Raw genomic sequence first — 12,530 nt, forward strand, 5'->3', positions numbered from 1 at the left:
ACGTCAATTAATGCTACTTTCTTGAAAAAAATAGCCAGATCATCATTATTGGTCTCGTAATCCAAAGTCAACTCCTTTCATGAGTTTTAAGCCAAATCCTTTAAACAAATTCTCCGTTAAAGAAGTGATATTTTTCGATGTCAAAAACGCAACATCTTGATCTTTCTTTATATATTGATGATGTATTTTTCCCGACAATGGTAATAATGATCTGATATGCTTGGCGATCGCTTTCGCTGGATCAATCCACTCAACGGACCATAAAGCATGTTCACGAAAGAAGTTAATCAAAAAAGGATAATGTGTGCAGGCTAAAACAATAACATCAGTATATTGTCCATTTTTTTCCACAAAACATGGCAGAATTTCTTTTCTTAACTCTTCTGAATCGATAGATTTTCCCCGTAAATAATCTTCAGCAAATCCAGCCAACTTTTTACTTCCCACAAGCTGAACATGATACTGTCCAGCAAAAGAGTTAATTAATTCATTTGTATAGGCACGTTTAACTGTTCCAGGAGTAGCTAATACGGAAATAAAACCAGATTTTGTTTGTTCAGCAGCTGATTTAATTGCAGGAACCGTTCCTACAAAAGGGACATGAGGAAAATTTTGTCGTAAATCTGCCATCATCAGTGTAGAAACAGTGTTGCAAGCAATCACACATAAAACTGGATTGTAGCGTATTAAAAGATTTGTAAAAATCTTTAAAATACGCTCTTTCAAAATATTTTCTTTCCAATTTCCATAAGGAAATCCTGCATCATCAGCAACATAGATAAATTGCATTTCAGGGATAAGAATACGCGCTTCCCTGAACACTGTTATACCACCAATACCGCTATCAAAAAAAAGAACAGGTCGTTCATACATTAGTTATCACACTTATTTTTAATTTTTTTACGTTCACGCTCTTCAGGTGCTCTACTCCCCCGTGGATATTGTGGCGAAAAATGATCCAAAGAAGATATAATGCCTCGCAATAAACGAACCTCAGGTTCACTAAAGTTAGCGCGCGTAAAAACAGAGCGCAAATTTGCAAGCATTACTTCTTTGCGTTCCGGGGGTCTAAAATACCCACGGATATTCAAAGCCTCTTCTAACTGAGATAAAAAACCATGAAATATTGTTTTATTTGCAGGTTCCATCTCTGCGGCACGAAATGCCGTATCACTAACATTCTCTAGACCTGTTTTCATCCATTCGTAAGACATTAAAAGAACCGCTTGCGCAATATTAAGTGACGCAAAAGCAGGATTAACTGGAAAAGTAATAATTTCATCAACAAGGCTAATTTCATCATTTTCTAGTCCCCATCTCTCTCTTCCAAAGACAATCCCGGTCTTATGTCCGATACTTTCACGCTGACGTAATATGCTTGCTGCTTCGACAGCACTTTTTACAGTTTTAAATCCACATCTTTCACGTGCTGTTGTAGCAAAAACATAGTGTAAATCTGCAATTGAATCACGTAATGTGTTAAAAATCACAGCGTTGTTAATGACATGATCAGCTTTACTTGCAGCAGCTCTAGCTTTTTCATTTGGAAACATTTCTCGAGGTTTGACTAACCGAAGCTTAGAAAGCCCAAAATTTGCCATTGCCCTTGCGACCATACCAATGTTTTCAGGAAGCTGCGGTTCAACTAAAATAATAATGGGACCATTTGTTAAATTTTTACGATTCTTATTCGTTCCAGCCATCAATTTTACCTAGTTTCACTTAACTATCTCCCTCTCCATTATTTTTTATGAAACTTTCTTCACAGTACTCTAATGCTGTTTAATAATAAATTATAGACAATGTTATTTTTCACTCAAAGATAATAAATTTTAAAAGCCATTAAAGTGAACGATGGAATTTATAACAATTTATACAAAATATCGTAGCGTTTTTTACATCAATTTTATCTTTTTTAACCCTTACAAATCATAATCTCAGTTGAATTATGAAATCATAAATCCTAAAAAAGGGATATGCACTTTATTCTCAAACTTTTTCCTGCAAAGCTTATCCGTCGTTATAAACGTTTCCTTGCGGATGTTCAACAAGATGATCAGCATATCCTCACCGTGTCTGTACCTAATACAGGATCAATGCTTGGATTAACAGCTTTCAACTCCAATATTTGGCTTTCATACCATAACAACATCAAACGAAAATATGCCTATCAATTAGAAATTATTGAAGCCGATAATACTTTGGTTGGCATTAATACTGTTTTACCGAATAAACTTGCATTAGAAGCAATTCAAAACGGATTACTACCAGAATTAAATGGATATAAAACAATTTTAAAAGAACAACGCTATGGGACACAATCACGAATTGACTTTCTTTTACGTGATGACATTCTTCCTGATTGTTACCTAGAAGTCAAAAATGTTCATTTTATTCGTCAAAAAGGATTAGCAGAATTTCCTGATAGCGAAACAAAACGTGGTGCACATCACCTTGATGAGCTCATAGGAGTTGTACAACACGGAAAACGAGCTGCTATGCTTTATATTATTCAACGAGAAGATTGCGCAGCTTTTACAATCTGTCATGATCTTGATCCACTCTATGGACGTAAATTTGATTTAGCATTAAAATCAGGGGTAGAATGTTATGCTGTAAAGTGTCACGTAAGTGTAGAAGGCATTTTTCCGATTCAGAGAGTAAAAATAGAAAACAGAAAAAACAATGACTGAGTATATTGAATATAATAAAAGCCCTTTAAAATTTAATGGAAAAATTCGCATTTTCGATGATTATGCTTTTGCTAAAATGCGTGAAGTTGGTCGCATTGCTGCAGAATGCCTTGATGCGCTTACGGATATTATTAAGCCAGGCGTTACTACGCAAGAAATTGATGATTTTGTATTCATTTTTGGTGCTAAGCGAGGAGCGCTTCCTGCTGATCTAAATTATCATGGATATAGCCATTCATGCTGTACATCTATCAATCACGTTGTCTGTCATGGCATTCCCAATAAAAGACCCTTGCAAGAAGGCGATATTGTGAATGTTGATGTAACCTTTATCCTTGATGGTTGGCATGGGGATTCAAGCCGAATGTATCCTGTTGGAAAAATCAGGCGTGCTGCTGAACGCCTGCTAAAAATAACCTATGAAAGTCTTATGAAAGGAATCGCTGTTGTTAAGTCTGGAGCAACCACAGGTGATATTGGTGCAGCCATTCAACAGTATGCAGAATCTGAACGATGCTCAATTGTGAAAGATTTCTGTGGACATGGTATTGGACAGCTTTTTCATGATGCACCCAATATCCTCCATTATGGAAACCCTGGAGAAGGAATAGAATTAAAACCAGGTATGATGTTTACAATTGAACCTATGATTAACCTTGGTAAACCACAAGTCAAGATTTTATCTGACGGTTGGACTGCTGTTACCCGTGACCGCTCTCTGACAGCACAATATGAACATACAATTGGTGTCACAAATGAAGGGTATGAAATATTCACACAATCTCCTAAAAATATTTTTTACATTCCAAATTCGCATACCTAACGCAATGTAGAGATGTTATGGCTAAAAAATTAAATCAAAAGGAAGATAGTCAAAGTAATCACTTTGCATTAACATCGAGTTCTCCACTCACCCCAGTATCAGAAAGAAAAAGTGAAGAGCTTCAGAAAAACGCACAGCTCTATAAACATTATCAAGGACATCGTGAGCGTCTTCGGAAGCGCTATTTAAAGTCAAAAGGAAATGCAATCGAAGATTATGAATATCTTGAATTATTGCTTTTTCGCACAATACCCCGTGCAAACACAAAACCCATAGCTAAAAATTTGATAGCACGTTTTGGTTCATTAGCTGATGTGTTGGGAGCAGATATTCACCGACTTCAAGAAATTCCAGGATGCGGTCCCGCCACTGCAATTGATTTAAAAATTATTTCAGATGTTGCTGGACGTCTTGCTCGTGCGCAATTGTTTAAACGCGATATTTTTTCATCATGGGATAAAGTATTAGCTTATTGTAAAGCTGTTATGGCTCATGAAACACGTGAACAATTTCGTATTTTGTTTCTTGATAAGAAAAACGGCTTACTTGCTGATGAGGTGCAACAAACTGGAACCATTGATCATACCCCTGTTTATCCTCGTGAAGTTATTTCTCGAGCTTTACAGTTATCTGCATCAGGACTTATCTTAGTCCACAATCACCCTTCTGGCGATTCCACCCCCTCTGATGCAGATATAACAATGACATATAGATTAAAAGATGCAGCAAATGCATTAGGCATTATTATCCATGACCATCTTATTATTGCACGAAATAACCATACGAGCTTTAAAGCGTTAAAACTTATATAAATTTTATAGGATAAAAAAGACTTTATTCAACTATGAATAACGAATTAATTTTCTAAATCAATATCTAATATAGCCATTGAGAAATTATAGGAGAGCTCATCTTCATCTTCATCTCGATAGATAACACCTAAAAACTCATCTCCCATATAAACCTCACAAGAATCACCCTTTTTAGGCCGTGCTCTGACTTGCAATGCTGAGTTTTGGAATATATTTTTTAAATAATTATCAAGTTTTTTTATTTCATCAGCATTCACTATGCTCTCCTATTTTTTAAAACGATTAAAATAATTGCGTGTCGCGCAAATAAGACACTCTCATGATTCTGTAAAGTCAGTAAAAAAGCTTAATCTGAATATTTACTTAATGTTACATATATTTACAACGTCCTTTATACATTCATAAAGAACTTTTACAAAAGGATTCTATCATTATTAAATATACCCATATAGATTTAAAAATGGCTAAAAACTGTATATTTTTAATAATTTTACTTTATCTCCAATTTTAGCATCTGCATTTAGAATTCATATTCGTAAGAAAAATTGATCAATAATTTATCATTTTGTTCCTTTTATAAAAAATACAAATAACAATAATTTTTTTATTCAAAACTACATTTTTTAGCAAAAAATATTATTACATCACTCAAAAATAATTCTTTTTAATAACTTTTAAAATATAAATATCTAACCTTAGACGAATTACATCTCTAAAAAATATACAAAATAAGCTAATAAGAGTTTATTTTTCTTTCCATTTTTTATAAAAACTTATGTCATAATAGAAAAATCTTTAAAAATTTTCAATTTATATGAGATCAAAATACTGAGCATTTTTGTAAATGCTAAAACCTATAAAGAATGCTTATCTTATAGGATAACGAGAAAGAAAATCTATAACACCTTTTTTATAAACTTTATCGCCTACAGAAAGCATATGATCTCGACCAGGAATTGATAAAGCTTCACCACAAGGCAATAAAGCTGCTAATGGCTCTGCAGCACCGCCAATTTCATCTAATGAACCAACGGCAACAAGTGCAGGTTGCTTAATTTTGTAAACTTCAGACGCCGTTAACTCCTGTTTTGATGTGATAATACATGCAGCCAGTGCACGTCTATCGCTTTTCGTTTGATCTGCAAATTTACGGAACATTAAACCGCGCGTATTGGTAATGGTAGAAATATCTTCTGCTAAAAGGGCTTCAGCAACAGGCTCCCAATTTCCTGCTCCCGTTACCATACCAATACCTAAGCCACCAAAAATAACACTGTGTACATATGTTGGATACAAAAGAGCCATGAAAGCACTAATACGAGCTCCCATAGAATATCCCATAACATGGGCTTTAGATAACTCTAAATGCTGTAGTAACTTTATTGCGTCGCCGGCCATAGCTTGAGATGTATAAAAGACAGGATCATAACTTTTAACTGAATCTCCATGACCGCGATTATCAAGAGCAATAACACGATATCCTGCTTCAGTGAGAACACGAAACCAACCCGTTGCATACCAATTCACCCGTGCAGAAGATCCAAAACCATGGATCAACAAAATAGGCGCGCCCTGCCCTTCTTCTCGATAAGCAAATCGCAAACCATCATATTCAAAAAAACGAATATCTTCAGCGGTCATTTTTTATTGCACTTTCCACAAAGTACAGGATGAATAACACGTTGCCCTTTTTGTATCTTTTTTTTAAAAACTTCACCAGCGTTAATCTCAAGTGCAAAAGCTGCAGGAACCTCTGATGAAATGGTATTTCTAGAAAATGAAGAAGTATTTTCAATAATTGATACAATAATTCCTTCAGAGTTTAAGAAAATCATATCTAAAGGTAAAGGCGTATTTGCCATCCACATAAAAATTTTCTGCTCATCTCCCGATTGAGAACTTTTTAGCTGCTTAAAGAGCATTGCACGATCGCGTGGAAAATCAGTCCGATACATTAAACCAGCTGCTGCTTGAGATGGCGTAAAAGCAATCTCTACCTTATAAAAAACCGTACCTTCCTTTGTATGTATTTCTAAAGGAATCGGATGAACAGGAATCTCTATGGGCTTTTTTGCTACAACAACACGCATTTCTAACATAAAAAGCATCACCAATAAAATAATATGCCCCTTTTTAAAAGGCTTTAACATTCTTGTCTCCACTACAGAAAAATTTTAAATTTTGTTTCTAAAATAAAAAGTACCAGAGTTTAAAAGTCAAAAACAAGAGGATTGCTTCCTTGTTGTTTTCTGATTTCTTCCAACGCAATATGCGCAATTTTTTCCATTTGGTTTATCGATTCACTAGAGCCATATTTTCTTTAAAAATCTACCTCTATAGCAATTTACGGAATAACTACTTTTAAAAAATAGAAAATATACTGATTTCACTCGTGAAATTCAATGCGTAGCTAAAGGAATGCCTATATCCGGATAAATCTCTGCTGTCATTAAACCTTTTTCTCCTTTACCAAAACGTACAAGAACAACTTGTCCGGAACGAAGCTCTGCTAAACCAAAACGGCGCAACGTTTCCATATGAATAAAAATATCTTCTGTTCCTTGCCCACGGCTAAGAAAACCGTATCCTTTGTCACGATTAAACCATTTAACAATTGCACGTTCTAGTCCACTTTCTGGAGTAACAACAACATGGGTACGGGCTGGAACTTCTGATGGATGAATTGCTGAAGAACAATCTATGGATTTCACCTGAACGCACTTTAACCCTCGTTCAGTTTTTTCCACAGCACAAATAACTTTAGCTCCCTCCAAAGCTGTTTGAAAACCATCCCTTCGCATTACCGTAACATGCAATAATATATCGGGGAAATGAGGTAAATCAGGTACAATAAATCCATACCCCTTACTACCATCAAACCACTTAATGACACCACTGATTTCGATAATCTCCCCACAAGCACCTATACTATCTTCAGATAGGGGACAATCCTTTAATGCATCCTTACTCGTCATAATAACGTGATCCTGTAGCTTATAAATTGTACGATATTGATTCTCTAGGTTTAAGTAAACATTGCTCTTGTATCAACACGCAAGCCCCAAGATAAGATTTCCCCATATTGTCGTATCTTCTATGTTGATGTCAGAGAATATCAACATGAATATTTATAAAACTATTTGATTGTACGCTTTACATATCTTACAAGGAGTGGACTACAAAAGAGGTTATATGAAAGTTTTTTACATAATGATATTTTCGTAAATGTGTAACTTGCATGATGAAGAAGTTCAATATAAGGTGCAAAAATAACAATGCAATTAAGGAAAATGCGCAATGCAATTGAAGAAAATCCTTACGACAATCACAGCATTCATAGCATTTACAGCAAATGTTTATGCAAGTGAACCCATAAAAATTGGTGTTTATCTTCCATTAAGTGGTCAAAATGCATTTGGAGGTCAGCTTGAAATTAGAGGTATAGAATTAGCCCATAAAAAAATCCCAGAAATTTTAGGACGTAAAGTGGAACTTGTTATTATTGATAATAAGTCTGATAAAGTAGAAGCGGCTAATGCTGTTATGCGTTTAACAGCAAGTGAAAAAGTGAGTGGAATCATTGGTAGCTATGGTTCCTCGCTTTCGTTGGCAGGTGGTGAAATATCTGAAAAAGCAAAGACTCCAACCATTGCAACTTCCTCAACGAGTCCTCTTGTTACACAGGGTAAAAAATATTATTTTCGCGCTTGTTTTATTGATTCCTATCAAGGGGTAGGAATCGCGACTTATGTAAGTCAAACTTTACACGCAAAAAAAGCAGCTATCCTCAAAGATATTTCAAACGATTATGCCATTGGTCTTGCAAGCTATTTTATGCGTGCTTTCAAAAAATTAGGTGGTGAAGTTGTCTCAAATTTAAACTATAATTCCGGAGAGCAGGATTTTTCAGCTGTTCTTACGCAAATTATCGCACAAAAACCTGATATCTTATTCATTCCATCTTACTTTTCTGAGGGTGCTATCATTATGAAACAAGCACGAGAATTAGGAGCAAAGTTTCAAATTATGGGTGGAGATGCTATGGATAATCCAGAAACTATTACGATTGCAGGAAAAGCTGCAGAAGGCTTCTTACATACAACACTTCCCTATAGTGAGGATATGCCAAATATGTCAGTAGCTGCACAAGAATTCACAGAAGAATGGAAAAAAGCCTATCCTGACAAAGAGCCGAATATCAATTCTGTTTTGGGATATACGAGTTATATGATGTTCATGAAGGCTATTCAAAATGCTGGTAGCACTGATCGTGAAAAAATTACTATTGCTCTTAGCAAATTAAAAGATTTTCAAACCCCCTTCGGTGATATGTCAATGGATGAAAATCATAACCCTAAAATTCCTATTGGTATCATTAAAATACAGGATGGAAAACGTGTTTATTTAGAAGAAGTTAAGCCTGCTTTTTAATTAAAAAGTTTTACTTATTAAAATGCAAGAATTGATTGAGGATTTTTCTTCAACCAACAACTTAGAAATTTCTTGTTATCCTATGTAAATTAACAAATGTGGAAGGATGAGAGATGAGCACTGAAATGTTCATCCAGTATTTTTTTAATGCACTGGCATTGGGATCTCTTTATGGGCTTATCGCTATTGGTTACACCATGGTCTACGGTATACTGAGACTCATTAATTTTGCCCACGGTGATATCTTTATGCTGGGAGCATATTTTGTTTTCTTTTCCACAATTAGCTTTATGCCTGCTTGGGCAGCACTTCTTCTTTTGTTTTTCGCGGCTCTTATTTATTATTCGGTCTTTGTAGGATTTAAAAGGCGCCCTTCAATTTATTGGATTGCTGTTTTTTTAATTTTTGCATTAATTTTTGTTTATTATTTTAAAATTTCTCCACAAGATTTTACCCCAATTTGGGTTTTAGCTCTTTGTTTTTCTATTTTTATTACAAGTGCAGTGGGTATTATTGTTGATCAACTTGCCTATAAACCTCTACGCCATGCTCCACGTATCTCGGCACTTATCGGTGCAATTGGTGTTTCTTTTTTTATTGAAAATCTTTCTACTGTACTCTTTAGTGGTGTTCCGAAAGGTGTAAAACAACCAGATTTTCTTGTAACACCATTTCTATGGCATTTAGGATCAGAGGCAGATGGTATCATTAGAATTGCTCCCATGTCTCTGATCGTTCCCGTTGTGTCATTGATTCTTATTGTTTTACTGTTATGGATTATCCATAAAACAAAACCGGGTCTTGCTATGCGTGCAATCTCCCATGATATTGAAACAACGCGTTTGATGGGTGTATCTGTAAATAAAGTTATTGCATTTACATTTGGAATAGGCTCAGCTCTTGCAGCTATAGCAGGTATTATGTGGTCTTTACGTTATCCTCAAATTCAGCCTTATATGGGCGTTCTTCCTGGTCTCAAAGCATTTATCGCTGCTGTTATCGGAGGTATTGGTTCGATACCAGGAGCAATGTTGGGAGGATTATTATTAGGGTTTATTGAAATTATGATTATCGCATTTTTACCTGCGCTATCTGGATATCGAGATGCCTTCGCTTTCATTTTATTGATTCTGATTTTATTGATATTACCCACAGGATTAATGGGTAAAAAAAGTCAGGAGAAAATCTAATGGAAAAGTCAGTGACAACTGTTTTATCGTGTATAAGTGTTTTAGTTCTCATAGTTTTTTTATTTTATGCTGATAGCCATTTTAATGACTATACGCTTCGTATCATAAATCTGATTGCTATTAATGCGATATTGGCAATTTCGCTTAATTTAATTTACGGTTTCACAGGTATGTTTTCTCTTGGACATGCTGGATTTATGGCTATTGGTGCTTATGTTTGCGCAATTTTACTTCTTTCCCCTGAACAAAAAGAAATGATGTGGATTCTGGAGCCTATCGCTGAACCATTATATCATCTACAATTACCTTTTTTTGTCGCTGTTGTTATAAGTGGTATATGTGCTGCAGTTGTAGGTTTATTGATTGCTTTGCCAATATTGCGTCTTGGTGGTGATTATCTTGGAATTGCAACATTGGGTTTTGCAGAAATTATTCGCATTGTCATTACGAACGCAACATCGCTTACAAATGGCTCTTTAGGAATCAAGGGAATACCTCAAAATGCAACATTATGGTGGAACTATGGTTGGTTAGCATTTACAGTTCTCTTTATTGTCCTTTTACTGCAAAGCAATACTGGTAACGTATTACGTGCCATTCGTGATGATGAAATTGCTGCGAAAACTATGGGAATTAACGCTTTTTTCTACCGTAGTTTTTCTTTTACTGTTGGAGCGTTTTTTGCAGGTATAGGTGGAGCATTAATGGCTGCTCTTATTTCAACCATTGATCCCAAAATGTTTAATTTTCTTCTAACTTTTAATATTTTGATGATTGTAGTTGCTGGTGGTCTCGGTTCAATTACAGGAAGTATTATTGGCAGCATTATTATTACAGTTATGCTTGAATGGCTTCGTATTATTGAAAGTCCATTTGACTTAGGTTTTATACATATTCCAGAAACACCAGGACTTCGCATGGTTGTTTTTTCTCTTTTATTGCTAGTAATTATCTTGTTTTGGAGAAAAGGGTTGATGGGACAACAAGAATTCTCATGGAATGGAATTTATAGCTTTTTGACACGCAAAAAGCTTCCTAATACTGAGGGAAAGCTATGAACGACACCATCCTTTCACTCAATAATATTGTAATGCGTTTTGGCGGATTAGTTGCTGTAAATAATGTTAATATGGCAATTAAACGAGGAAGTATTACTGGATTAATTGGTCCCAATGGTGCTGGAAAAACAACAGTTTTCAATATGATTTCTGGATTTTATGCTCCTACAAGCGGTAACATTCTTTTTGATGAGCAAAAAATTTCTGGAGCGTCTCCTTACATTATCTGTAGACGCCATATTGCCAGAACATTTCAAAATATTCGTCTTTTCTCAGGATTAACGGTTTTGCAGAATGTTATGGTGGGAGCGCACGTTCGACAAAAATATCCTTGGTTTTCTTCAGCTCTATTTTTTTCAAAAGCAATGAAAGAAAAGAAGGAAGTTTATAAAAATTCCTTGGAGCTCCTTGAACAGCTACAACTTGATCACCTTGCCAATCAATCGGCAACAGCTTTACCTTATGGTGTGCAACGACGTCTAGAAATTGCACGCGCGTTAGCCACAAAACCCAAATTGCTTCTTCTTGATGAACCTGTTGCTGGCATGAATCCACAAGAAAGTGAAGATCTTAAAAAATTCATAGCAAAAGTGCAAAAAGACTTTGATCTTACAATTCTTCTTATTGAGCACGATATGAAAGTAGTTATGGAGCTTTGCCAACATATTTTGGTTATGGAATATGGCTGTTGCATTGCCCATGGTACACCAGATGAAATTCGTAATAACCCTAAAGTTATTGAAGCTTATCTTGGCGGAGATGTTTATGGATATTCTTAAAATAAAAAATCTTTACGTTCATTATGGCGTCATTAAAGCTGTCCAAAATCTTTCTATGTCTATAAAAAAGGGAAGTATTGTTACTTTAATTGGAGCTAATGGTGCAGGAAAAAGCAGTATTGTACGTTCTATTACAGGACTTAATCGCTCTGTTTATGGAAAAATTACCTATAATGGTGAATCTATTATTAAAAAATCACCAGAAGAGATTTTGCGATTAGGTATTGCTCTAAGTCCTGAAGGACGACGTATCATGCCCCATCTCACTGTTTTAGAGAATCTTCATCTAGGCGCTTATATCCGTCGTGATAAGCAAGGAATTTCCTGTGATATTGAATGGATTTTTGATCTTTTTCCGCGCCTACGTGAAAGAGCAAAACAGTTGGGAGGAACAATGTCAGGTGGTGAACAACAGATGGTTGCCGTGGGCCGTGCACTCATGAGCAATCCTGATATGATCATATTAGATGAACCCTCATTGGGGTTAGCCCCACTTCTCGTTCGAGAAATTTTTTCGATTATTCGAAAAATTAATGATATGGGAAAAACTGTCCTTCTTATTGAACAAAATGCGTTTGCTGCGCTTTCCATAGCTGACTATGCTTATATTTTAGAGGTAGGACATATTTTATTTCACGGTGAAGGAAAAACTATGCTCTCTGATTCGCGTGTTAAAGAAGCCTATCTTGGTGGATAAAGACTACGAATTAAGGAAATAGCGCTCATCCATCCACCTTTTAAAGA

At 35.4% G+C, this 12,530-nt stretch carries 14 protein-coding genes; 8 read left to right on the plus strand and 6 right to left on the minus strand.

Annotated features, from left to right (window positions below):
• Positions 1 to 45: 45 nt before the first annotated feature.
• Positions 46 to 873, minus strand: coding sequence for a glutamate racemase (murI, locus tag ACFIJS_RS04405; RefSeq protein WP_375650279.1), 828 nt, complete (start codon positions 871 to 873; stop codon positions 46 to 48).
• Positions 873 to 1,703, minus strand: a complete 831-nt coding sequence (locus ACFIJS_RS04410; RefSeq protein WP_375650281.1) for an RNA methyltransferase — start codon at positions 1,701 to 1,703, stop codon at positions 873 to 875. Before ACFIJS_RS04410 ends, murI begins: the two co-directional genes overlap by 1 nt.
• A 273-nt stretch (positions 1,704 to 1,976) precedes the next feature.
• Here ACFIJS_RS04410 and sfsA point away from each other — a divergent pair, with 273 nt between their 5' ends.
• The 3 genes from sfsA to radC are packed head-to-tail and all read left to right on the plus strand — an operon-like array spanning position 1,977 to position 4,328.
• Positions 1,977 to 2,693, plus strand: a complete 717-nt coding sequence (gene sfsA, locus ACFIJS_RS04415; protein ID WP_375650282.1) for a DNA/RNA nuclease SfsA — start codon at positions 1,977 to 1,979, stop codon at positions 2,691 to 2,693.
• Entirely contained in the window at positions 2,686 to 3,516 is an 831-nt protein-coding gene (gene map, locus ACFIJS_RS04420; protein WP_375650283.1) for a type I methionyl aminopeptidase, read from the plus strand. The genes sfsA and map overlap by 8 nt, the downstream gene beginning before the upstream one ends.
• Before the next feature lie 17 nt (positions 3,517 to 3,533).
• Positions 3,534 to 4,328, plus strand: coding sequence for a DNA repair protein RadC (gene radC, locus ACFIJS_RS04425; protein ID WP_375650284.1), 795 nt, complete (start codon positions 3,534 to 3,536; stop codon positions 4,326 to 4,328).
• Positions 4,329 to 4,372: 44 nt separating this feature from the next.
• Here radC and ACFIJS_RS04430 read toward each other — a convergent pair whose 3' ends face one another.
• The 4 genes from ACFIJS_RS04430 to ACFIJS_RS04445 all read right to left on the minus strand — a co-directional run bounded on the left by ACFIJS_RS04430 (position 4,373) and on the right by ACFIJS_RS04445 (position 7,303).
• Entirely contained in the window at positions 4,373 to 4,585 is a 213-nt protein-coding gene (locus tag ACFIJS_RS04430) for a DUF3126 family protein (protein ID WP_375623645.1), read from the minus strand.
• A 610-nt stretch (positions 4,586 to 5,195) separates the two neighbouring features.
• Positions 5,196 to 5,969: an alpha/beta fold hydrolase gene (locus ACFIJS_RS04435; protein ID WP_375650286.1), complete on the minus strand. Its 774-nt coding sequence runs from the start codon at positions 5,967 to 5,969 to the stop codon at positions 5,196 to 5,198.
• Positions 5,966 to 6,478 carry a DUF192 domain-containing protein gene (locus ACFIJS_RS04440; RefSeq protein ID WP_375650288.1) on the minus strand — a complete coding sequence of 171 codons (513 nt, stop codon included), beginning with the start codon at positions 6,476 to 6,478 and terminating at the stop codon, positions 5,966 to 5,968. Before ACFIJS_RS04440 ends, ACFIJS_RS04435 begins: the two co-directional genes overlap by 4 nt.
• Before the next feature lie 249 nt (positions 6,479 to 6,727).
• The gene (locus ACFIJS_RS04445) at positions 6,728 to 7,303 is read right to left on the minus strand and encodes a cold-shock protein (RefSeq protein ID WP_015856414.1); all 576 of its coding nucleotides are present in this window, start codon (positions 7,301 to 7,303) and stop codon (positions 6,728 to 6,730) included.
• Positions 7,304 to 7,625: 322 nt separating this feature from the next.
• Here ACFIJS_RS04445 and ACFIJS_RS04450 point away from each other — a divergent pair, with 322 nt between their 5' ends.
• The 5 genes from ACFIJS_RS04450 (at position 7,626) to ACFIJS_RS04470 (ending at position 12,483) form a co-directional block, all read left to right on the plus strand.
• The gene (locus ACFIJS_RS04450; protein WP_375650289.1) at positions 7,626 to 8,759 is read left to right on the plus strand and encodes an ABC transporter substrate-binding protein; all 1,134 of its coding nucleotides are present in this window, start codon (positions 7,626 to 7,628) and stop codon (positions 8,757 to 8,759) included.
• Between the two features lie 113 nt (positions 8,760 to 8,872).
• Entirely contained in the window at positions 8,873 to 9,949 is a 1,077-nt protein-coding gene (locus ACFIJS_RS04455) for a branched-chain amino acid ABC transporter permease (RefSeq protein ID WP_375650290.1), read from the plus strand.
• Positions 9,949 to 11,007 (plus strand): branched-chain amino acid ABC transporter permease, encoded by a 1,059-nt coding sequence (locus tag ACFIJS_RS04460; protein ID WP_375650292.1) that lies wholly within the window; start codon positions 9,949 to 9,951, stop codon positions 11,005 to 11,007. Before ACFIJS_RS04455 ends, ACFIJS_RS04460 begins: the two co-directional genes overlap by 1 nt.
• Positions 11,004 to 11,786 (plus strand): ABC transporter ATP-binding protein, encoded by a 783-nt coding sequence (locus tag ACFIJS_RS04465; protein WP_375650293.1) that lies wholly within the window; start codon positions 11,004 to 11,006, stop codon positions 11,784 to 11,786. The genes ACFIJS_RS04460 and ACFIJS_RS04465 overlap by 4 nt, the downstream gene beginning before the upstream one ends.
• Positions 11,773 to 12,483 (plus strand): ABC transporter ATP-binding protein, encoded by a 711-nt coding sequence (locus ACFIJS_RS04470; protein WP_375650294.1) that lies wholly within the window; start codon positions 11,773 to 11,775, stop codon positions 12,481 to 12,483. The genes ACFIJS_RS04465 and ACFIJS_RS04470 overlap by 14 nt, the downstream gene beginning before the upstream one ends.
• Positions 12,484 to 12,530 lie beyond the last annotated feature (47 nt).

It is taken from the genome of Bartonella sp. OT172YNZD (assembly GCF_042193725.1).
Taxonomy (GTDB): Bacteria; Pseudomonadota; Alphaproteobacteria; order Rhizobiales; family Rhizobiaceae; genus Bartonella; species Bartonella grahamii_A.